This is a genomic window from Friedmanniella luteola (assembly GCF_900105065.1).
In the GTDB taxonomy this organism is placed as follows: domain Bacteria; phylum Actinomycetota; class Actinomycetes; order Propionibacteriales; family Propionibacteriaceae; genus Microlunatus; species Microlunatus luteolus.
In genome coordinates this window covers 1,008,461-1,028,029 of the sequence record NZ_LT629749.1, presented here as the reverse complement: position 1 = coordinate 1,028,029, position 19,569 = coordinate 1,008,461, and the positions used below count along the sequence as shown (strand labels likewise).

Here is a 19,569-nt window from a genome sequence, read left to right as displayed (position 1 = left end):
GGGGGCAGCGGCTAGCGTGCGCTCGTGACCACCTCGACGGCCCCGCTGGCCCGCGCGATGCGCCGGGCGGCGACCGACCTGCTCGACGCCCTGGACGCGGACCAGCGCCGAGCCGTCGCCGGACCGTTCTCCACCGCCGAGTGGCACGCGTGGACCTACCTGCCCGGCGACCGGCCAGGGCTGCGGCTGGGCCGGCTGACGGCGGAGCAGCGGGACCGGGCTCAGGACCTGCTGGAGACGGCGTTAAGCCCCCGCGGCCGCTCCGACCTCGCGCTGGTGCTGCGCACGGAGGAGATCCGCCGCGAGACGAGCCGGTCCGACCACGTCGCCGTCCCGCACCTCGACGCGCCCTACTGGGTGCGGGTGCTCGGCCGGCCCGGGTCGGACGCGCCGTGGTCCTGGCGGATCAGCGGCCACCACCTGGTCGCCCAGGCGACCCTGGTCGGCGACGCCGTCGTCACCGCCCCCCAGTTCGTCGGCGCCCAGCCGGCCGAGGTGGCGAGCGGCCTGCACCGCGGCTTCCAGTCCCTGCCGCGGGAGCAGGACCTGGGCCGCCAGCTCGTCCTGGTGCTCGAGGACGACCAGCGAGCCCGGGCGGTCACGCCGGGCGCCGCCCCGGACGACCTGCTCACCCGCCAGGACCCGGCGGTCACCGGCTTCCCCGCCCGCGGGCTGCCCCGGAGCGCGATGGACCGCCGGCAGGGCGAGCTGCTGGAGGCGCTCGTCCGGCAGTACCTGGACCGCTCCCCCGCCGTCGTCGCGGACGCGGCCTGGACGGCGGCCCAGGACGCGGGCTGGGGCGACGTCCACTTCACCTGGTCCGGGGGCCTGCAGCGCGGCGAGGGGCACTACTACGCCGTCAGCGGGCCGACCTTCGTCCTGGAGTACGACAACACCCAGGAGTCCGGCAACCACGTGCACTGCGTCTGGCGGGACCGGCGGTACGACCTGGGCGGGGACCTGCTGGCCCAGCACCACGCGGCCGCCCACCGGCCCGCGGCGGGCTGAGCCGGCGCGGTCCGTCCGGCGGCGGTCAGGCGGACGCGAACCGCTTGGCGGAGCGGGCGCGCGCCTTCGCCGCCTCCTCCTCGCGGTTCTTCGCCGGCCCGTGGCTGACCAGGTCGGCGAGCAGGTGCTCGGTCGCGTGCGCGATGTCGTGGACCGCGCGCTCGAACGCCTCCTCGTTCGCCTTCGACGGCTTGGTGACCCCGGCGATCTTCCGCACGTACTGCAGGGCGGCGTCGTGCACCTCGCTCGAGGAGGCCGGCGGGTCGAAGTTGTTCAGCGGTCGGATGTTGCGGCACATGGCTGGAACGATAGTGGGCGGGACCGGCGGCCAGAAGAGCTCGCGCACCGCTGTCGATCCGGGGCCGGACCGCCCGTCATCGCAGTGACAGACTTCCGACGACGAGAGGGACCCGACATGACGGAGTACGCGATCCTGCTGCCCGGCGACGAGGACGCCTGGGAGCAGAGCACCCCCGAGCGGCGTGAGGCGGTGTACGCGGTGCACCGCGCGTTCGCCCAGCGCCTCGAGGAGCGCGGGCACAGGGTCACGGGCGGCGCCGAGCTCGTGCACAGCCGCCACTCGTGGGTGGTGCGGCGGACGGGGGACGCCGTGGCCGTCACCGAGGGCCCCTACGCGGAGAGCGCCGAGCAGCTGACGGGCTTCTACCTGGTGCGCACCGACGACCTCGACGACCTGCTGCAGGTGGCCGGCCTGCTGGCCGACGGCGACGGCGCCGTCGAGGTGCGGCCCACCGCGGGCGGGACGAGCGCCCCGTGAAGGTCCTGGTGCTGCTGACCGAGACCGACCCGGACGCCTGGGACCGGGCGACCGAGGCCGAGCGGACGGCCGTGTTCGCCGCCCACGACAGCTTCTCGACGGCGGTCGCGGACCGCGGATCGATCGTGGGCGGCGAGGCGCTGGCGCGCACGTCGGAGGCCCGGACGCTGCGCACGGTCGACGGGCAGCGGCAGGTCACCGACGGGCCCTACGCCGAGACCGTGGAGCAGCTGGGCGGGTTCTACCTGCTCGACGTGGACAGCGTCGGCACCGCCGTCGACCTCTGCCGGCTGCTGCCCGCCGGCTACACCATCGAGGTGCGTCCGGCGGTGGAGATCGACGCGGGGTGAGCGGTGACGGGGCGGCCGTCCTGGCGGACGTCTGGCGGTCCGAGTGGGGACGCCTGCTGGCCCTGCTGGTCGCGCAGTACCGACGGCTGGAGCTGGCGGAGGACGGGTTGGCCGACGCCTTCGAGGCGGCGGCCCGCACCTGGCCGGAGGACGGGGTCCCCCTCAACCCGCCGGCGTGGCTGCTCACCGCAGCCCGCCGGCGGGTCCTCGACCGGCTGCGGGCCGAGGCGGTCGCGGCGCGCCGCCTCCCGGTGCTGGCCGTCGAGGCTGCGCTGCAGCAGCAGGCGCAGCGGGTGATGGCCGACGACGGGGAGCCGGTGCTGGACGAACGGCTCCGGCTGGTCCTGCTCTGCGCGTCGCCCCGGCTGGTCCCCGAAGCCGCCGCCGCCCTGACGCTCCGGCTGGTGCTCGGCGTGCCGACCGAGGACATCGCCCGGCTGTTCCTGGTGAGCACGCCGACGATGGCCGCCCGGCTGACCCGGACCCGCAAACGGCTGGCCGGCCAGCCGTTCGCACTCCCGCCCGGGCCCGAGCTGCGCGAGCGGCTGCGGGTCGTGGCGGACGTCGCCTACCTGGCCTTCACGGCCGGCTACGCCCCGACCTCCGGCTCCGAGGTCCTGCGCCCGGCCCTGGCGGCCGAGGCGATCCGGCTGCTCCGGCTGGTCCGCACCCTGGTCACCCCCGGCTCCCCGGGCACCGACGACCTCGACGCCCGGCTGGCGCTCATGCTGCTGCAGCACGCGCGGCGCGACGCGCGCGTGGTGGACGGCCGGCTCGTCCTGCTCCCCGACCAGGACCGGTCCCGCTGGCACGCCGCCGAGGCCGCCGAGGCGCTCGACCTGCTGCTCCCCCAGGTGCACGCCCCCGCCCGGCCCGCCCTGCTCGAGGCCCTGATCGCCGCCGAGCACGCCGTGGCGCGGACGGCCGCGGACACCGACTGGGCCCGGATCGCCACCCACTACGCCGAGCTGGAGGCCCTCACCGGCTCCCCGGTCGTCCGCCTGAACCGCGCCGTCGCGGTCGCCGAAGCCGACGGCCCCCTGGCCGGCCTGGCCCTGCTGGACACCCTCGACCTCCCGGGCCACCGCCTCCCCGCCGCCCGCGCCGAGCTCCTCACCCGCGCCGGCCGCCCCGACGAGGCTCGCACCGCCTTCACCGAAGCCCTCACCCACTGCGCCAACGCGGCCGAACGCGCCCACCTCGAACGCCGGAGGGACGAGCTGGGCTGAGCCCCTCGACGAGCTCGGGGACGGAAGGACGAGGCTCAGGGACCAAGGACGCGGCGCGAGCGTCGGAGGGGTGCGGCCTGAACCGGAGAGGGCCGGGACGAGACACGTTCTTCGTCTCGTCCCGGCCCTCTCCGGTTCAGGTCTTCAGCACCCCCAGCGCGAGCGCAGCTCAAGAACAATTCAGTGCGCGTGGTCCCCGCGGTAGAACTCGTACAGCAGGCCCGTGATGCTGACCGCCCCGAAGCCGAAGCCGAGGATCGTCAGCCACCAGCCGAACACCGGGCCGAGGAAGACCAGGGTCGCGGTCAGCGCGACGAACAGCGGCCACTTGCTCTGCGGCGGGAAGAAGCCGAGCTCGCCGGCGCCTTCCGCGATCTCGCCGCCCCGCTTGTCCTCCGGGGCCCGGTCCAGGCGCCGGGAGACGAGGCCGAGGTAGCCGGCGATCATCAGGGTGAGGAAGAACGTCAGCGTCAGCGCCGTCGTCCCCGTGTAGTCGTGGGACAGGATCCAGTACACCGGCGTGATCACCGCGTAGAAGGCCATGAGGGCCAAGAAGATGAGCGAACCGATCTTCACAGACGACCGTCCTCAGGACGCGGGGACTGGCTGGGGTTGCCGCGCTCGTGGTGGGCCGCCGGGTCGTCCGTCGTCCCCTCCACGCGGGCCTTGAGCTCCTCGGCGCGACCGCTGTCGTCCGGGGAGTCGACCATGCTGTCCTCGAACATCTTGCCCGAGGTGCCCTCGTACTCGCTGAGGGCGACCTCGGGGTGGTGCAGGTCGAAGGCCGGGGACTCGGAGCGGATCCGCGGGATGGAGCTGAAGTTGTGCCGCGGCGGGGGCGACGACGTCGCCCACTCCAGCGACCGGCCCCAGCCCCACGGGTCGTCGTTGTTGACGAGCGGGGCGTTGCGCGACTTCCAGACGTTCCAGAAGAACGGGATCATCGAGGCGCCGAGCAGGAACGCGCCGGCCGAGGACACCTGGTTGAGGACCGTGAAGCCCTCGTTCGGCAGGTAGTCGGCGTAGCGCCGGGGCATGCCCTCCACCCCGAGCCAGTGCTGGACCAGGAAGGTCACGTGGAAGCCGATGAACAGCAGCCAGAAGTGGATCTTGCCCAGCGTCTCGTCCAGCATCCGGCCGGTGAACTTGGGCCACCAGAAGTAGAACCCGGCGAACATCGCGAACACCACGGTGCCGAACACGACGTAGTGGAAGTGCGCGACGACGAAGTAGGAGTCCGAGAGCTGGAAGTCCAGCGGCGGGCTGCCGAGGATGACGCCGGTGAGGCCACCGAACAGGAACGTGGTGAGGAAGCCGATCGCCCACAGCATCGGCGTCCGCATGGCGATGTTGCCGCCCCACATCGTGCCGATCCAGTTGAAGAACTTGACTCCCGTCGGCACCGCGATGAGGAACGTCATGAAGGAGAAGAACGGCAGGTTCACCGCACCGGTCACGTACATGTGGTGGGCCCAGACCGCTACCGAGAGGGCGGCGATCATCAGCGTCGCACCGACCAGGCCGACGTAGCCGAAGATCGGCTTGCGGCTGAACACCGGCAGGATCTCGGTGATGATGCCGAAGAACGGCAGCGCGATGATGTACACCTCGGGGTGCCCGAAGAACCAGAACAGGTGCTGCCACAGGATCGGACCGCCGTTCGCGGCGTCGAAGACGTGGGCCCCGAGCGTCCGGTCCGCCTCCAGCACCAGCAGCGCGGCCGCCAGGATCGGGAAGGCGATCAGCACGAGGATCGAGGTCACCAGGATGTTCCAGGTGAAGATCGGCATGCGGAACATGGTCATGCCGGGCGCCCGCATGCAGAGGATCGTCGTGACGAAGTTCACCGCACCGAGGATCGTGCCCAGACCCGCCATGTACAGGCCCATGATCCACAGGTCACCGCCGACGCCCGGGGAGTTCACCGAGTCGCTCAGCGGGGTGTAGGCGAACCAGCCGAAGCTGGCCGCGCCCGACGGGGACAGGAAGCCCGAGACCGTGACCAGGCCGCCGAAGAGGTACAGCCAGTACGACAGCATGTTCAGCCGCGGGAACGCCACGTCGGGCGCGCCGATCTGCAGCGGCATGATCGCGTTGGCGAACCCGGCGAACAGCGGCGTCGCGAACAGCAGCAGCATGATCGTGCCGTGCATGGTGAAGAACTGGTTGTAGGTCTCCCGCGACAGGTACTGCAGCCCCGGGAAGGCCAGCTCGGCCCGGATGCCCAGCGCCAGCACCCCGCCCAGCAGGAAGAAGCCCATCGAGGTGATGAAGTAGAGGTTGCCGATCAGCTTGTGGTCGGTGGTGGTGATCCACTTCCACGAGAGCGTCCCCAGCTGGCGCGTGGGTGCGGCGATCTCGCTGGTCGTGGCCGTGCGCTGCAAGGTGGTCATCGCTGGCCGACCTCCTCTCCCTGGTCCTGCTTGGCCTCGCCCTGCGGGTCGACGTCCTTGGGGCCGCGGGCCTCACCGATGTTGCCCGCCTCGGCGAGACCGCGGAGGTGCGCCTCGTACTCCTCCTCGGAGACGATGTGCACGTTGAACAGCATCGCCGAGTGGTACGTCCCGCACAGCTCGGCGCACTTGCCGCGGAAGACGCCCTCCTTGGTGGGGGTCATCTCGAAGTTGTTGTTGCGCCCGGCGACGACGTCGAGCTTGTAGTAGAACGACGGCACCCAGAACGAGTGGTTGACGTCGGCCGCGCGGAGGTTGAACCGGACGCTCTTACCCACCGGCAGGTAGAGGTCGGGCGTCTGCTGGATGGTGCCGCCCTCCCACACGTCCTCGCCGACGTCGGGGTTGTCCGCCGACTTGTAGTTGAAGACCCACGACCACTTCTGCGCCGTGACGTTGACGGTCACCTCGGGCTCGGCACTGCGGGCCGTCACCGTGTTCTGCGCGAGGATCGTGTAGTAGAACAGCACGCCGATGATCACGAACGGGGCCGTGGTGTAGAAGATCTCCATCGGCAGGTTGTAGCGGTTCTGCTTGGGCATGTCGTTGTTGTCGGAGCGGTACTTGATCACCGCCCAGCCGATCAGGCCCCACACGAACACGCCGACGATCCCGGCGGCGATCCAGCTGCCGATCCAGAGGTCCCCGATCGCCGGGGCGCGGTCACTCGCGGCCTCGGGCAGCCCGATCCGCTTGAGCTGAGCCGTCGTGTCCGCGGAGCACCCGGCCAGGAACAGCAGGGCGGCCGTGGCGGCTGACGCCACCACGCGCGTCCTCGTCCGCCGGCCAGGCCGTTGGCTGGTGACCACGTCGTGCCTTTCGTCGAAGCTGTGCATCAGGGGAAGAGCGGGGAGCGGCGGGCACGCGGCTCGCCCCCGATCCTCCGTGGTCACCCTAACCCAGTCGGAGAGGGCCGCCGAGTCGGCGGGGGCGTAGGTTTCGGCGTGTGGCGGAGCCGGTGACCGAGGTGTTCTGGGACGCGTCCACGGCGGAGCCGGTGCTGCCCGAGGCGCAGCAGGCCTGGCTCGCCGCGCAGGCGTCCGGCTGGGGTGACCCGGGCCAGCTGCACCGTCCCGGACGGCTGGCCGCCCAGGCCCTGGACGCGGCCCGGCAGACCGTGGCGGACGCCCTCGGCGCCCGCCCCGACGAGGTCGTGTTCCCGGCGTCGGGTGTGCACGCCGCTCACGCCGCCGTCGCCGGGCTGGCGCGAGGGCGTCGCCGGGTGGGAGAGGTCGTCGTGACGAGCACGATCGATCATTCCTCCGTGCTGAGCGCCGCGGATGCAGCCGGCCGGCGCGTCGGGGTGCCCGTCGACCGGTACGGCCACCTGGACCTGGAGCGCTGGCGGGCCGCCGTGGCCGCCCCGGGGGTGGCGCTGGCCTGCTTGGCGGTGGCGAACCACGAGGTGGGCACGCGGCAGCCGGTCGACGCGGCCGCCGAGGCCTGTGCCGCCGCCGGGGTGCCGCTGGTCCTCGACGTGTCGACCGCGCTGGGCCGCCTGGACCTGCGGCACCTGCCCGCCGGGACGGTGCTGACCGCCGGCGCCCAGGCCTTCGGTGGACCGCCGTCGGTCGGCGTCCTGGTGCTGCGCAAGGGTGCCCGCTGGCGCGCCCCCTACCTCACCGACGACCACCAGGCCGGGCGCTGGCCGGGGCCGCCCGACGTCCCCGCGATCCACGCCGCGGCCGCCGCGCTCGAGGTCTGGCTGCGGTCCGGCCGGGCGGTCGGGGACCGCCAGCGGGGCCTGGTCGACCGGCTGCGGGCCGGGGTCCTCGCCGGCGTCCCCGACGTCGAGGTGGCCGGCGACCCGGTGGACCGGGTCCCGCACCTGCTCACCTTCTCCGCCCTCTACGTGGACGGGGAGACCCTGACCCTGGAGCTCGACCGGGCCGGTTTCGCCGTCACCAGCGGCTCGGCCTGCAGCGCGAACAGCGAGCACCCGTCGCACGTGCTGGCCGCGATGGGTCTGCTCACGCACGGGAACGTGCGGATCGGGCTGACCCGCCGCAGCACCGCCGGGCAGGTGGAGGCGTTCCTCGCCGTGCTGCCCGACGTCGTGGCGCGCATCCGCGCCACCCTCGGCGCCCCCGGGAGCCCGCGGTGAGCGCGCAGCCCGGCTCGAGCGCGCAGGTGGAGGAGCTGGACTGCCGGGGCCAGCGCTGCCCGCTGCCGGTGATCGCCCTGGCCGGCCGGCTCCCCGCGCTGCCGCTCGGCGGGGTGCTCCGGCTGCTGGCCGACGACCCGGCCGCGGCCCCGGACGTCGCCGCCTGGTGCCGGATGCGCGGGCAGACGCTGGTGCGGAGCGCGCCGCCGGCCTTCGAGGTCCGCCGCGACCGCTGACTCCCACCGGGACACCCCGGGCAGGCGACATCTCGGTGAACTCCCCGGACGGGGCAGCAGGCCCCGCTGCCGGTCCGGTCGGCGCGTGCCACGCTGGACCCAGCAGGGCGTCCTCCGCCCCGCTCCAGCTCAGCTCGATCGAGGGGAAGCCGTGAACAGAATCCGCACCAGCATCGTCGCCGCCGCCGTGGCCGGCCTGGTCCTGGCCGGGGCCGGCTGCGCCCCGCCGGCCGCCGAGCCGTCGTCGTCCTCCTCCGGCGCCGCGGGCGCGACCTCCGCCGAGGCCCTCGGCGGGATGGACGCCCTCGTCGCCGCGGCCAAGGCGGAGGGGACGCTCAACGTCATCGCCCTGCCGCCGGACTGGGCGAACTACGACGACATCATCAAGGCCTTCGGCACGAAGTACGGCATCGAGGTCAAGTCGGCCCAGCCGGACGCGAACAGCCAGGAGGAGATCAACGCCGCCACCCAGCTCAAGGGGACCGACCGGGCGCCAGACGTCTTCGACCTCGGCCAGTCGGTCGCGCTGGCCAACACCGCGATGTTCGCGCCCTACAAGGTCGCCACGTTCGACTCCGTCGACGCCGCCTTCAAGGACCCGGACGGGACCTGGGTGAACGACTACGGCGGCTACATGTCGATCGGTTACGACGCGGCCAAGGTGCCCGACATCACCAGCGTCGAGGACCTGCTGGAGCCCGAGCTCAAGGGCAAGGTCGCGCTGAACGGCGACCCGACCACGGCCGGCGCCGCCTTCAGCGGCGTGGTCATGGCGTCCGTGGCCACCGGCGGCTCCGCCGACGACATCGCGCCGGGCATCTCGTTCTTCGGCAAGCTGGCCGACGCCGGCAACTTCCTGCCCGTCGACCCCACCCCGGCCACCATCGAGTCCGGTCAGACCCCGGTCGTCATCGACTGGGACTACACCAACGCCGCGGTGACGTCCAAGCTCTCCAGCTGGAAGGTGGTGGTGCCGGAGAACGCCCAGGTCGGCGGCTACTACTACCAGGCGATCAACAAGGACGCCCCGCACCCGGCGGCCGCGCGGCTGTGGCAGGAGTTCCTGTACTCCGACGAGGGCCAGAACCTCTACCTCGGCGGTGGTGCACGCCCGGTGCGCGCCGACGCCATGCAGGAGGCAGGCACCCTCGACGCCGCCGCCTACGCCAAGCTGCCGGAGGTCTCGGGCACCCCGGTGCTGCTGACCGCCGAGCAGAGCACGAAGGCGTCGGAGCTGCTGAGCCAGGAGTGGGCGAAGGTGACCGGCTGAGTGGGCGGCCCGACCCGGGAACGGCGATGAGCGCCGTCCCCGCCCCGGCCCCGGGCCCGGCCACCGCGCCGACCCGGCGCCCGGTGGTCGCCCGGGCGCTGCCCGTGCTCGGGGTGGTGCCGTTCCTCGCCTACCTCGTGGTCTTCCTGGTCGTCCCGACGCTGACGGTGGTCGTCGGCGCCTTCGTCGAGGACGGCCGACCCAGCCTGGCGGTGATCGGCGACCTCGCCGACCCCGCCGTCCTGAGGTCGCTGGCCGCCAGCCTGGTGCTGTCGGCGGTGACCGCCGTGATCGGCGGGGTGGTCGGCGCGCTGCTCGCCTACGCCGTGGTGACCGGACCCGCCGACGGCGCCCTCCGGAGGCTGGTCACCAGCGTCTGCGGGGTGCTGGCCCAGTTCGGCGGCGTCACGCTGGCGTTCGCGTTCATCGCCACCCTGGGGATCTCCGGCGTGCTGTCGGTCTGGCTCGACGCCAACCTCGGCACCGGCCTGACCAGCAGCACCTGGCTCTTCAGCCTGCGGGGGCTGGTGCTGGTCTACGCCTACTTCCAGATCCCGCTGATGGTCATCGTCTTCCTGCCGGCCCTGGACGGCATCCGCGTGCAGTGGCGGGAGGCGGCCGAGAACCTGGGCGCCAGCACCTGGCAGTACTGGCGGCTGGTGGGCCTGCCGCTGCTGACACCGGCCTTCCTCGGCTCGCTGCTGCTGCTGTTCGCCAACGCGTTCGCCGCGTACGCGACCGCCGCCGCCCTCGTCAGCCAGGGCAACCCGATCATCCCGCTGTGGATCCGCTCCGCGCTGACCAGCGAGGTCGTCCTCGGCCACGCCAACTTCGCCTACGCGCTGGCCCTGGAGATGGTCGTCGTGGTCGCCCTGGTGATGACCGGCTACAGCCTGCTGGTCCGGCGCACCGCCCGGTGGCTCGGGTGAGCGCCGGGCGCTCGCCGCGCCGGGCGGCACGGACCCGGCTGCAGGTCTTCCGGGTCACCGTGCTCGTGCTGACCGGCGCCTTCTTCGTCGTCCCGCTGCTGTCGATGCTGGACTTCAGCACCCGCGTCTTCAACGGCGGCGGCCGGACCGGGTCCGCCTGGGCGCTGCTGGTCGCCGACCCGCTGCTGCGGGACGCGATCGGCACGTCGCTGCTGCTCTCGCTGCTCACCGTCGTCGGGATGCTGGTGCTGCTGGTCCCCACCCTGGTCTGGGTGCGGCTGCGGGTGCCGCGGCTGGGCCGGACCGTGGAGTTCCTCTGCCTGCTGCCCCTGACGGTGCCGCCGCTGGTCATCATCGTCGGGCTCACCAACGTCACCGCCTGGCTGTCCTACCTGTTCGGCGACACCCCCAGCTGGCTCGCGTTCCTCTACGTCGTGCTGGTGCTGCCCTACGCCTACCGCGCCCTGGACGCCGGTCTCGCGGCGATCGACGTCACCACGCTCGCCGAGGCGGCACGCAGCCTGGGGGCCGGCTGGTGGACCGTCATCGTCCGCGTCGTCGTGCCCAACATCAGGACGGCGCTGGTCTCGGCGTCGTTCATCTCCATCGCCCTGGTGCTGGGCGAGTACACCTTCGCCTCGCTGCTGAACTTCGACACCCTGCAGGTCGCCATCGCGCTGCAGAGCAAGGCGAACGCCCAGGAGTCGGTGGCCGCGTCGCTGGCCTCCATCCTGGTGGCCGCCCTGCTGCTGGTGGGCCTGTCGTTCGTCAGCGGTCGACGCCGGTCCGGCGGCGGGGTCGTCGCGACCGCGGTCGCCCCGACGCCGACCGGCACCGCCGCCCCCACCCCGTCCGAGGAGCCCCGATGACCGCCGCACCCCGACCGTCGACCGAGCAGGGCTCGGTGGAGGTCCGGTTGGAGGACCTGCACCGCCGCTACGGCGAGGTCCGGGCCCTCGACGGCCTCAGCCTCACCCTCGCGCCCGGGGAGCTGGTGGCCCTGCTCGGACCGTCGGGCTGCGGGAAGACGACGGCGCTCCGCATCCTCGCCGGGCTGGAGGAGCCGACGGCGGGCCGGGTGGTGGTCGGCGGCCGCGACCTCACCGCGGTGCCGGCGAACAAGCGCGACATGGGCATGGTCTTCCAGGCCTACTCGCTGTTCCCCCACCTCTCCGCGCGGGCCAACGTCGAGTTCGGCCTGAAGCTGCGGGGCGTGCGGGCCGGCCAGCGGCGCACCCGGGCGCTGGAGATGCTGGAGCTCGTCGGTCTCGCCGCGCAGGCCGACCGGTACGCCAGCCAGCTCTCCGGCGGCCAGCAGCAGCGGGTGGCACTGGCCCGCGCGCTGGCCTTCCAGCCGTCGGTGCTGCTGCTCGACGAGCCGCTGTCGGCCCTCGACGCCAAGGTCCGCGCCCAGCTGCGCGACGAGATCCGCCGGGTGCAGCTGGAGGTGGGCACCACCACCTTGTTCGTCACCCACGACCAGGACGAGGCGCTGGCCATGGCCGACCGCGTCGGGGTGATGAACGCGGGCCGGCTGGAGCAGCTGGACGTCCCGCAGGTGCTCTACGCGGAGCCCCGGAGCGCCTTCGTCGCCGACTTCGTGGGGCTGATGAACCGGGTGCCGGCGGAGGTGGTCGACGGGCGCGTCCACGTGCTCGGCGCGACGCTGCCCGCCCTCGAGGGATCGCTGGGGCGGGGCCGGGGCGTGGCCCTGGTCCGCCCTGAGCAGCTGCAGCTGGAGCGGACCCCGACGGGGTCGGCCCGGGTCGTCGCGGTCTCGTTCCAGGGGGCGGTGTCCCGGGCGCGGGTGCGGACGGCCGAGGGCACCGAGCTGGTCGTGCTGCTGCCCGGCTCGGCCGCGGCGGGGCTCGCGGAGGGTGCGGCCGTCGACGTCCGGGTGGACGCCGCCGGGCTGCTGGTCGCCGTCGTCTGAGCTCCCTCAGCGGCCGCAGCGCACCTCCCTCAGGATCCGCGCTGCCGGCTCAGGACGCGTCACGCGGGCCGGGAGCCGGGCCCGGAGGTAACTGAGGGACATCTGAGGAGGACCGGCGGGGAGCCCGAGGGCCGCCAGAGGTCGCCGGGCGAGGCTTCGAGCACCCGGCCAGCTGGCCGGGCCCCCGATCCCCAGGAGCCTTCCCGCCATGAGCAGCGCCCCCACCGTCTCGATCGTCATCCCCGCCAAGAACGAGGCGGCGAACCTCCGCCTCGTGCTCCCGCAGCTGCCGGCCGCCTACGAGATCGTCCTCGTCGACGGCCACTCCAGCGACGGGACCGTCGCCGTCGCCCGGTCGCTCCGGCCCGACCTGGTGCTGGTCCACCAGACCCGCAAGGGCAAGGGCAACGCCCTGGCCTGCGGCTTCCTGGCCGCTAGCGGGGACATCATCGTGATGTTCGACGCCGACTGCTCCGCCGACCCGACCGAGATCCCGCGCTTCGTGCAGGCCCTCGTCGACGGCGCCGACTTCGCCAAGGGCTCGCGGTTCACCGCCGGCGGAGGGAGCGAGGACATCACGTGGCTCCGTCAGCTGGGCAACGACGGCCTCAACCTCGTGGCCAACCTCGGCTTCCGGACCCGGTTCACCGACCTCTGCTACGGCTACAACGCCTTCTGGCGCGACCTGGTCGGCGTGCTGGAGCTGCCCGACGTCTCGATCCCGGCGCCGTTCGACGGCCACATGCTGTGGGGCGACGGGTTCGAGATCGAGACCGTCATCAACTGCCGCTTCGCCGCGGCCGGGGCCCGCATCACCGAGGTCCCCAGCGTCGAGAAGCTCCGCGTGCACGGCGAGAGCAACCTCAACACCTTCCGCGACGGCTTCCGGGTGCTGCGCACCATCGCCGCCGAGCACCGCCGGATGCGCGCCGGACGGCAGCACAGCCGCACGCTGCAGCGCGCCCTGCTCGCCCCGCGCACGGACCTGGTCCAGGACCTGATCGCCCGGTGACCCGGGTCGCCCGGCGCCGCCCCGGGGACGGGAACGACAGAGCTCCCTGTCCCCGGACTCGGTGGGGGCAGGGAGCTCTGCAGCTCGTGGCCGCGGCGCGCGCGCCGCGGACGCTCAGTGGAAGCTGTCGCCGCAGGCGCAGGAGCCGGTCGCGTTCGGGTTGTCGATCGTGAAGCCCTGCTTCTCGATGGTGTCGACGAAGTCGATCGAGGCGCCCATCAGGTACGGCGCGCTCATCCGGTCGGTCACCACGTTGACGCCGCCGAAGTCCTTGACGACGTCGCCCTCGAGGTTGCGCTCGTCGAAGAACAGCTGGTAGCGCAGCCCCGAGCAGCCACCGGGCTGCACGGCCACCCGCAGCGCGAGGTCGTCGCGGCCCTCGCCGTCGAGCAGCGCCTTCACCTTCTGGGCCGCCACGTCGGTCAGCAGGACCCCGTCGGCCACGGTGGGCATCCCGAGGTTGGTCTGGTCAGTCGCCGTCATATTCGTCTCCCGCTTGGTCTGGGCGCTCTCGGCGGGGACAACCGGACGCTCGCCGCGGCTATTCCCCACGAGTCAGTGTAGAGCCGCCCCCGAGGCGGTCCAAGCGGTGTGGCGGTCCTCACCAGCTCCAGGAGCGGCCGACGCGGTGCGCGGTCGCCGCCAGCTCCGCCGCCCCGACGTCGCCGCCCGCGGGCACGTCCGCGGTGGTCTCGCGGACGGCGTAGGCCGCCTCCACCCCCATCGTCCGCATCTCGCGGGCGCCGATCAGCACCTCGCCGGCGACCACCACGCAGGGCGCCAGCGCCGCGGCCGCCGCGGCGGCCGCGGCGGCGACCACGCCCCCGCCGCGTGCCGCGAAGTCGAAGACCGAGCAGGCGGTGACCACCAGGTCCGGGCCGGGACGGCCCTCGCCGGGCGCGGCCGCGGCCAGCCCGAGCTCCGGCCCGGAGGCCAGCCGGCCGCCCAGCGCCAGGACCGCGAGACCGAGACCACCGCACGCCCCGGCGCCCGGCCGGCTGCCCAGCCCGGCGTCGGGCTGGTCCTCCCCCGCCAGCCGGGCCAGCTGCTCCAGGTCCGCGTCCGTGCGCAGCAGGTCCGCCGGGTCCAGCCCCGCGTCGCGGCCGCGGGAGGTGATGCCGCGCAGGCCGAGCAGCGGCAGGGTGAGGGCGTCAGCCGGCACCACACCGACCAGCTCGGTGCCGCCCAGGCGCGCCCGCACCGGGCGGAGGTCCAGCCGGCTCAGCCCCGTGAGACCGGCGACGCCGGCGTCCAGCGCGACGTCGGCCTCCGCCCCGAGCGCGGCGAGCAGGCCCGCGCCCCCGTCGTGCACCGCGAGCCCGGTCAGGTCGACGTGGACGCGGCGCGGGCGGCGCTCGGCCAGCAGGGCGGCCAGCGCGGCCCCGAGCGGCACCGACGTCGCCGCCAGCGGCAGCCCGGGGCCGGGCGGCGGGCCCTGCTCGACCCGGAGCGCGACCTCCTCGCGACCGTCCGCCCGGGTGACGACGGCGCCGTCCAGGCCGGTGGTCACGGTCCGGGTGCCCCACAGGTCCGCGGCCGCCTGGACGAAGCCGCCCCCGGCCGTCCCCAGCGGGACGACGGCGACCCTGGCCCGCGGCCACCCCGTCGCGAGCGCCTCCCCGGCCTGCCGGCTGGAGAGCGCACCGACGGTGTCGGCGGCGACGAGGACGCGCACGGCGGCCATCCTGGCAGGCGACGGGACGAGCCGCCGGCGGCGGCCGGCTGTGAGCCGGATCCCATCGCTCGGCCGACGGCAGCCACCCGCTCCGGCGGTAGATTGCGGTGGTGACCACCACCCCGCGTGCAGGAGCCCGCACGCCGACACCGCTGTCGCTCCACGTCCTCGGCCGCGAGGCCGACCCCCGCTCCGAGCGGGGCGTCGAGTGCCCCGGCGAGCTGCCGCCGGCCTCCGACCCCGCCCTGGTGGAGCGCGCCCGCCGGGCCAAGGCCGCCCTGGGCGACCGGCTGTTCGTGCTGGGCCACCACTACCAGCGCGACGAGGTCATCCAGTTCGCCGACGTCACCGGTGACTCCTTCAAGCTGGCCCGCGAGGCCGCCGCCCGCCCGGACGCGGAGTACATCGTCTTCTGCGGCGTGCACTTCATGGCCGAGTCGGCGGACATCTTGACGTCCGACCGCCAGGCCGTCGTGCTGCCGGACCTGGCCGCCGGCTGCTCGATGGCCGACATGGCCCGGCTGGCGCAGGTGGAGGACGCCTGGGACGTGCTGGCCGACGCCGGTGTCGCCGACGTCACCGTCCCCGTGACCTACATGAACTCCTCCGCCGACATCAAGGCCTTCTGCGGCCGCCACGACGGCGTCGTCTGCACCTCCTCCAACGCCGCCTCGGTCCTCCGCTGGGCCTTCGGCCGCGGGGAGAAGGTGCTGTTCCTGCCCGACCAGCACCTCGGCCGCAACACCGCGGTGCTCGAGCTGGGGCTCGGGCTGGAGGACTGCGTCGTGTACGACCCGCACCTGCCGGACGGCGGGCTGACCGCCGAGGAGCTGCGGGCGGCCACGGTGATCCTGTGGAAGGGCCACTGCTCGGTGCACGGCCGCTTCACCCTGGACGCCGTCCACGACGTCCGCGCGCGGGTGCCCGGGGTGCAGGTCCTCGTCCACCCGGAGTGCCAGCACGACGTCGTCCTCGCCGCCGACCTCGTCGGCTCAACGGAGTTCATCATCAAGGCCGTCGAGCACGCCCCCGCCGGGTCCCGGTGGGCCATCGGCACCGAGCTCAACCTGGTGCAGCGGCTGGCCCGGGCGCACCCGGAGCAGGAGATCACCTTCCTCGAGCAGCACGTCTGCTACTGCGCGACGATGAACCGGATCGACCTGCCGCACCTGGTGTGGGCGCTGGAGAACCTCGCCGCCGGGCAGGTGGTCAACCAGATCACCGTCGACCCCGAGACCGAGCGGTTCGCCCTCGCCGCCCTGCAGCGGATGCTCGAGCTGCCGGGCGAGACCGCCAAGGACTGAGCCTCCCCGGCGGGCGCCGGGACGACGAAGGCCGGCCCGGTGCGCCCGGGCCGGCCTTCGTCGTCGTCGTCGGTGCTGCGATGTCAGCCGGGGATCAGGCCCTCGTCGGACGTGTCGAGCAGCGCCCGCACGTCCTCCAGGGTGGAGTCGGCCGCCGGGAGGATGAGGTCGGAGTCCGAGAGCTCGTCGTCCGGCACCACCTGGCCCTGCGTCCGCACCTCGCCCAGCAGCGCGTGCAGCGCGCGCTCGAGCTCGGCCGCGTCACCGGTCCGGACCGCACCCTCGACCTGGTCGTCGAGCCGGTTGAGGTCGGCCACCACGGCGTCCTCGATCCGCCACTGCCCCTCGCCGAGGATCCGGACGATCATCGGAGGTCCCCCGCTCCGGGCTGCGCCTCCGGCTGGGTCTGGGGAGCGGTGTAGCCCTGCACCGGCGGGACGGGCTGCGCCTGACCGGCCGGCTGGCCGGTGATCGCCGGCTGGGCTCCGCCCGAGCCGGCCGGCAGCGACGCCCGCATCCGGGCCAGCTCGTCCTCGACCTCGCTGGTGGAGGCCAGCTGCTCGAGCTCGAGGGTGATGTCGTCCTTCGCCGTGCCCGTCGGGTCGTCGAGCGCCCCGCTGGCCAGCAGCTCGTCGATCGCGCCGGCCCGGGCCTGCATCTGCTGGGTCTTGTCCTCGGCCCGCTGGATGGCCAGGCCGACGTCGCCCATCTCCTCGCTGATGCCGGAGAAGGCCTCGTTGATGCGGGTCTGCGCCTCCGCGGCGGAGTAGGAGGCCTTGATGGTCTCCTTCTTGGTGCGGAAGGCGTCCACCTTGGCCTGCAGCCGCTGGCTGGCCCGGGTGAGCTTCTCCTCCTCGCCCTGCAGCTGTGCGTGCTGGGTCTGCAGGTCGGTCATCTGCTGCTGGATCCCGGAGCGCCGGGTGAGCGCCTCGCGAGCCAGGTCCTCACGGCCCACCTCGAGTGCCTTCTGCGCCTGCTGGGTGAGCTTGTCGGCCTGGCCGCTCAGCTGCGTGGCCTGCAGCTCGACCCGCTTGCGGCTGGTGGCGACGTCGGCCACCCCGCGGCGGACCTTCTGCAGCAGCTCGAGCTGGCGCTGGTAGGAGTAGTCCAGCGTCTGGCGGGGATCCTCCATCTTGTCCAGGGCCTGGTCGGTCTTGGCGCGGAAGATCATGGAGATGCGCGAAAAGATGCCGCTCATAGGGGGTCAGCTGGTCCTTCCCGGGTTGTCCGTACCGCGGCGACACCGTCGCTCACAGGGCCCCACCGTATCTCGCGCCTCCGCAGCGGCGCAGCCCCGGCAACCCTCCCGGCGCCAGGGTTTCGTCTCCGGGGGAAACCCCTGAGAGGATCCGGGGGTGGCACTCTTCCGACGGAACAGCGGGGGCACCGAGTCGACCCCGACGGCACCGCCCCCGGCCCCCGCGCCGACGGCGGGCGCGAAGAAGGACCGGCCCACCCCCAGCCGCCGCGAGGCGGAGGCGGCGCGGCGCGAGCGGGTCAACCGCACGCTGACCCCCAAGGAGGCCCGGCGGGCCTCGGCCCAGCAGAACCGGACGCAGCGGATGCGCACGCTCAGCGCCCGCGAGGCCGCCCCGGACAAGGCGCTGATGCGGGACTACGTCGACGCCCGGTTCAGCCTCGGTGAGTTCCTGCTGCCCAGCCTCGTGGTCATCCTCGCGCTGAGCTTCCTCACCGTGGCCATCCCCAACATCAGCGCCATCACGACCATCCTGATGTACGTCTTCATCCTCGCGGTGCTGGTGGACTGCTTCTTCCTGTGGCGGGGCTTCAAGCGCGTGCTGGCCGAGCGGATGCCGGGGACGCCGACCCGCGGTCTGCTGATGTACGGCGTCAACCGCTCGATCCAGATCCGCCGCTTCCGGATGCCCGCGCCGCGCCTCAAGCGCGGCGACACCTACTGACGGGGGCGCGTCGGGGAGACCCGCCCGCAGGGGTGTCAGGGCCGCCCGGTTGACTGTCGGGGTGGGCGGCTCGCTGCCGCCCAGCCCTCGACGCGGAAGGTCAAGCATGGAGTTCAGGTATCTCGGCAACAGCGGACTCAAGGTCTCCGAGATCAGCTACGGCAACTGGGTGACGCACGGCTCGCAGGTGGAGGCCGACCAGGCCACGGCCTGCGTCCGGGCCGCCCTCGAGGCCGGCATCACGACGTTCGACACGGCCGACGTCTACGCCAACGGCAAGGCCGAGACGATCCTCGGCGACGCCCTGGCCGGCGAGCGGCGGGAGAGCCTGGAGATCTTCACCAAGGTCTTCTTCCCCACCGGCCCGAAGGGGCCGAACGACACCGGTCTGTCACGCAAGCACATCGCGGAGTCGATCAACGCGTCGCTGAAGCGGCTGCGCACCGACTACGTCGACCTCTACCAGGCGCACCGCTACGACCACGAGACGCCGCTCGAGGAGACGATGCAGGCGTTCGCCGACGTGGTGCGGGCCGGCAAGGCGCTGTACATCGGGGTCAGCGAGTGGACGCCCGACCAGCTCCGCGCCGGGCACGCGCTGGCGGCGGACCTGGGGGTGCAGCTGATCTCCAACCAGCCGAAGTACAACGCGCTGTACCGGATCATCGAGGCCGAGGTCGTGCCGACCTCGCGCGAGCTCGGCATCAGCCAGGTGGTCTTCTCCCCGATCGACCAGGGCATCCTGACCGGCAAGTACAAGCCGGGCCAGCCGGCGCCGGAGGGCTCCCGGGCCACCGACACCGCCGGCGGCGGCGCCAACTTCATCAAGGGCTCGCTCAAGGACGAGGTGCTCACCCGCGTCCAGCAGCTGGCCCCGCTGGCCGAGGCGGAGGGCCTGAGCATGGCCCAGCTCGCCGTGGCCTGGGTGCTGCAGAACGACAACGTCGCGTCCGCGATCACCGGTGGCTCCCGGCCCGAGCAGGTGCACGACAACGCCGCGGCCGCCGGCAAGAAGCTCTCCGCCGAGACGCTGCAGGGCATCGACGACGCCCTCGGTGACGTCGTCGAGGCCGACGGCGCGCAGGTGGGCCAGGCCTCGCCGACCGCCCGGCTCACCTGAGCCGTGGCGGCGAGCAGCACACCCGCCCACCCCTGGCACTGGACGGCCGACCGCGACCCCGGCGAGGGGCTGCTGGACCGGACGTTCCCCAGCCAGGGTGAGGCGGAGACGTGGCTCGGGGAGTTCTACCCCGAGCTGCGGGAGCGCGGCGTGCGCGCCGTGACGCTGCACGAGGCTGACCGGCGGGTCTACGGGCCGATGGGCCTGGACCCGGCCTGACCCGGCAGGGGTCGGCGCCCCTAGGCT

At 73.4% G+C, this 19,569-nt stretch carries 23 protein-coding genes; 15 read left to right on the top strand and 8 right to left on the bottom strand.

What is annotated here, in order from left to right:
• The first annotated feature begins 24 nt into the window (after positions 1–24).
• Positions 25–1,008 (top strand): DUF3500 domain-containing protein, encoded by a 984-nt coding sequence (locus BLT72_RS04855; RefSeq protein ID WP_231930339.1) that lies wholly within the window; start codon positions 25–27, stop codon positions 1,006–1,008.
• A 25-nt stretch (positions 1,009–1,033) separates the two neighbouring features.
• Here BLT72_RS04855 and BLT72_RS04850 read toward each other — a convergent pair whose 3' ends face one another.
• The gene (locus tag BLT72_RS04850; RefSeq protein ID WP_091410667.1) at positions 1,034–1,306 is read right to left on the bottom strand and encodes a DUF2277 domain-containing protein; all 273 of its coding nucleotides are present in this window, start codon (positions 1,304–1,306) and stop codon (positions 1,034–1,036) included.
• A gap of 117 nt (positions 1,307–1,423) precedes the next feature.
• Here BLT72_RS04850 and BLT72_RS04845 point away from each other — a divergent pair, with 117 nt between their 5' ends.
• Genes BLT72_RS04845 through BLT72_RS23275 form a run of 3 tightly spaced genes read left to right on the top strand, consistent with a single transcriptional unit; the run spans position 1,424 to position 3,365 of the window.
• On the top strand, positions 1,424–1,786 hold the full coding sequence (locus tag BLT72_RS04845) for a YciI family protein (protein ID WP_091410665.1): 363 nt from the start codon (positions 1,424–1,426) through the stop codon (positions 1,784–1,786).
• Positions 1,783–2,136, top strand: a complete 354-nt coding sequence (locus tag BLT72_RS04840; protein WP_091410663.1) for a YciI family protein — start codon at positions 1,783–1,785, stop codon at positions 2,134–2,136. Before BLT72_RS04845 ends, BLT72_RS04840 begins: the two co-directional genes overlap by 4 nt.
• A complete protein-coding gene (locus BLT72_RS23275) occupies positions 2,133–3,365 on the top strand; it encodes an RNA polymerase sigma factor (RefSeq protein WP_091410661.1) in 1,233 nt (410 codons plus the stop codon). The genes BLT72_RS04840 and BLT72_RS23275 overlap by 4 nt, the downstream gene beginning before the upstream one ends.
• A gap of 180 nt (positions 3,366–3,545) precedes the next feature.
• Here the strand turns inward: BLT72_RS23275 and BLT72_RS04830 are convergent, their stop codons facing one another.
• Genes BLT72_RS04830 through ctaC form a run of 3 tightly spaced genes read right to left on the bottom strand, consistent with a single transcriptional unit; the run spans position 3,546 to position 6,582 of the window.
• Positions 3,546–3,941 carry a cytochrome c oxidase subunit 4 gene (locus BLT72_RS04830; protein WP_091410658.1) on the bottom strand — a complete coding sequence of 132 codons (396 nt, stop codon included), beginning with the start codon at positions 3,939–3,941 and terminating at the stop codon, positions 3,546–3,548.
• On the bottom strand, positions 3,938–5,758 hold the full coding sequence (ctaD, locus tag BLT72_RS04825) for an aa3-type cytochrome oxidase subunit I (RefSeq protein ID WP_091410656.1): 1,821 nt from the start codon (positions 5,756–5,758) through the stop codon (positions 3,938–3,940). Before ctaD ends, BLT72_RS04830 begins: the two co-directional genes overlap by 4 nt.
• Entirely contained in the window at positions 5,755–6,582 is an 828-nt protein-coding gene (ctaC, locus tag BLT72_RS04820; RefSeq protein ID WP_425349221.1) for an aa3-type cytochrome oxidase subunit II, read from the bottom strand. Before ctaC ends, ctaD begins: the two co-directional genes overlap by 4 nt.
• Positions 6,583–6,764: 182 nt before the next feature.
• Here ctaC and BLT72_RS04815 point away from each other — a divergent pair, with 182 nt between their 5' ends.
• The 7 genes from BLT72_RS04815 to BLT72_RS04785 all read left to right on the top strand — a co-directional run bounded on the left by BLT72_RS04815 (position 6,765) and on the right by BLT72_RS04785 (position 13,302).
• Positions 6,765–7,922, top strand: coding sequence for a cysteine desulfurase family protein (locus BLT72_RS04815; protein ID WP_231930337.1), 1,158 nt, complete (start codon positions 6,765–6,767; stop codon positions 7,920–7,922).
• Positions 7,919–8,158, top strand: a complete 240-nt coding sequence (locus tag BLT72_RS04810; RefSeq protein ID WP_231930335.1) for a sulfurtransferase TusA family protein — start codon at positions 7,919–7,921, stop codon at positions 8,156–8,158. The genes BLT72_RS04815 and BLT72_RS04810 overlap by 4 nt, the downstream gene beginning before the upstream one ends.
• Positions 8,159–8,309: 151 nt before the next feature.
• The gene (locus BLT72_RS04805; protein ID WP_231930333.1) at positions 8,310–9,428 is read left to right on the top strand and encodes an ABC transporter substrate-binding protein; all 1,119 of its coding nucleotides are present in this window, start codon (positions 8,310–8,312) and stop codon (positions 9,426–9,428) included.
• A 26-nt stretch (positions 9,429–9,454) separates the two neighbouring features.
• The gene (locus BLT72_RS04800; RefSeq protein ID WP_197677205.1) at positions 9,455–10,357 is read left to right on the top strand and encodes an ABC transporter permease; all 903 of its coding nucleotides are present in this window, start codon (positions 9,455–9,457) and stop codon (positions 10,355–10,357) included.
• Positions 10,354–11,226: an ABC transporter permease gene (locus tag BLT72_RS04795; protein ID WP_231930332.1), complete on the top strand. Its 873-nt coding sequence runs from the start codon at positions 10,354–10,356 to the stop codon at positions 11,224–11,226. The genes BLT72_RS04800 and BLT72_RS04795 overlap by 4 nt, the downstream gene beginning before the upstream one ends.
• Entirely contained in the window at positions 11,223–12,290 is a 1,068-nt protein-coding gene (locus BLT72_RS04790) for an ABC transporter ATP-binding protein (RefSeq protein ID WP_091410652.1), read from the top strand. The genes BLT72_RS04795 and BLT72_RS04790 overlap by 4 nt, the downstream gene beginning before the upstream one ends.
• 208 nt (positions 12,291–12,498) lie before the next feature.
• Positions 12,499–13,302: a glycosyltransferase family 2 protein gene (locus BLT72_RS04785; protein WP_091410649.1), complete on the top strand. Its 804-nt coding sequence runs from the start codon at positions 12,499–12,501 to the stop codon at positions 13,300–13,302.
• Positions 13,303–13,416: 114 nt separating this feature from the next.
• On the opposite strand, the gene BLT72_RS04780 is transcribed toward BLT72_RS04785, so the two are convergent.
• Complete coding sequence (locus BLT72_RS04780; protein ID WP_245392081.1) at positions 13,417–13,755, bottom strand: HesB/IscA family protein; 339 nt, start codon at positions 13,753–13,755, stop codon at positions 13,417–13,419.
• A gap of 148 nt (positions 13,756–13,903) precedes the next feature.
• Positions 13,904–14,986 carry a glycerate kinase gene (locus BLT72_RS04775; RefSeq protein ID WP_091410644.1) on the bottom strand — a complete coding sequence of 361 codons (1,083 nt, stop codon included), beginning with the start codon at positions 14,984–14,986 and terminating at the stop codon, positions 13,904–13,906.
• A gap of 101 nt (positions 14,987–15,087) precedes the next feature.
• On the opposite strand from BLT72_RS04775, the gene nadA reads away from it, so the two are divergent.
• Entirely contained in the window at positions 15,088–16,281 is a 1,194-nt protein-coding gene (gene nadA / locus BLT72_RS04770) for a quinolinate synthase NadA (protein ID WP_091410642.1), read from the top strand.
• 83 nt (positions 16,282–16,364) lie between these two features.
• Here nadA and pspAA read toward each other — a convergent pair whose 3' ends face one another.
• Positions 16,365–16,649 (bottom strand): PspA-associated protein PspAA, encoded by a 285-nt coding sequence (gene pspAA / locus BLT72_RS04765; protein WP_091410640.1) that lies wholly within the window; start codon positions 16,647–16,649, stop codon positions 16,365–16,367.
• Entirely contained in the window at positions 16,646–17,479 is an 834-nt protein-coding gene (locus tag BLT72_RS04760) for a PspA/IM30 family protein (protein WP_091410638.1), read from the bottom strand. The genes pspAA and BLT72_RS04760 overlap by 4 nt, the downstream gene beginning before the upstream one ends.
• A gap of 157 nt (positions 17,480–17,636) precedes the next feature.
• On the opposite strand from BLT72_RS04760, the gene BLT72_RS04755 reads away from it, so the two are divergent.
• From BLT72_RS04755 to BLT72_RS04745, 3 genes are all read left to right on the top strand, one after another.
• The gene (locus BLT72_RS04755; RefSeq protein ID WP_091410636.1) at positions 17,637–18,203 is read left to right on the top strand and encodes a DUF3043 domain-containing protein; all 567 of its coding nucleotides are present in this window, start codon (positions 17,637–17,639) and stop codon (positions 18,201–18,203) included.
• A 106-nt stretch (positions 18,204–18,309) separates the two neighbouring features.
• Positions 18,310–19,323, top strand: a complete 1,014-nt coding sequence (locus tag BLT72_RS04750) for an aldo/keto reductase family protein (RefSeq protein ID WP_091410634.1) — start codon at positions 18,310–18,312, stop codon at positions 19,321–19,323.
• Between the two features lie 3 nt (positions 19,324–19,326).
• The gene (locus BLT72_RS04745; protein WP_091410632.1) at positions 19,327–19,542 is read left to right on the top strand and encodes a hypothetical protein; all 216 of its coding nucleotides are present in this window, start codon (positions 19,327–19,329) and stop codon (positions 19,540–19,542) included.
• Positions 19,543–19,569: the final 27 nt, after the last annotated feature.

What these genes read in the sequence shown, in the direction of transcription:
- BLT72_RS04760 (WP_091410638.1), bottom strand. Translation starts at nt 17,479, where the DNA reads ATGAGCGGCATCTTTTCGCGCATCTCCATGATCTTCCGCGCCAAGACC.
- ctaD (WP_091410656.1), bottom strand. Translation starts at nt 5,758, where the DNA reads ATGACCACCTTGCAGCGCACGGCCACGACCAGCGAGATCGCCGCACCC.
- BLT72_RS04845 (WP_091410665.1), top strand. Translation starts at nt 1,424, where the DNA reads ATGACGGAGTACGCGATCCTGCTGCCCGGCGACGAGGACGCCTGGGAG.
- BLT72_RS04850 (WP_091410667.1), bottom strand. Translation starts at nt 1,306, where the DNA reads ATGTGCCGCAACATCCGACCGCTGAACAACTTCGACCCGCCGGCCTCC.
- BLT72_RS04775 (WP_091410644.1), bottom strand. Translation starts at nt 14,986, where the DNA reads ATGGCCGCCGTGCGCGTCCTCGTCGCCGCCGACACCGTCGGTGCGCTC.
- BLT72_RS04800 (WP_197677205.1), top strand. Translation starts at nt 9,455, where the DNA reads ATGAGCGCCGTCCCCGCCCCGGCCCCGGGCCCGGCCACCGCGCCGACC.
- BLT72_RS04750 (WP_091410634.1), top strand. Translation starts at nt 18,310, where the DNA reads ATGGAGTTCAGGTATCTCGGCAACAGCGGACTCAAGGTCTCCGAGATC.
- pspAA (WP_091410640.1), bottom strand. Translation starts at nt 16,649, where the DNA reads ATGATCGTCCGGATCCTCGGCGAGGGGCAGTGGCGGATCGAGGACGCC.
- BLT72_RS04790 (WP_091410652.1), top strand. Translation starts at nt 11,223, where the DNA reads ATGACCGCCGCACCCCGACCGTCGACCGAGCAGGGCTCGGTGGAGGTC.
- BLT72_RS04780 (WP_245392081.1), bottom strand. Translation starts at nt 13,755, where the DNA reads ATGCCCACCGTGGCCGACGGGGTCCTGCTGACCGACGTGGCGGCCCAG.
- BLT72_RS04785 (WP_091410649.1), top strand. Translation starts at nt 12,499, where the DNA reads ATGAGCAGCGCCCCCACCGTCTCGATCGTCATCCCCGCCAAGAACGAG.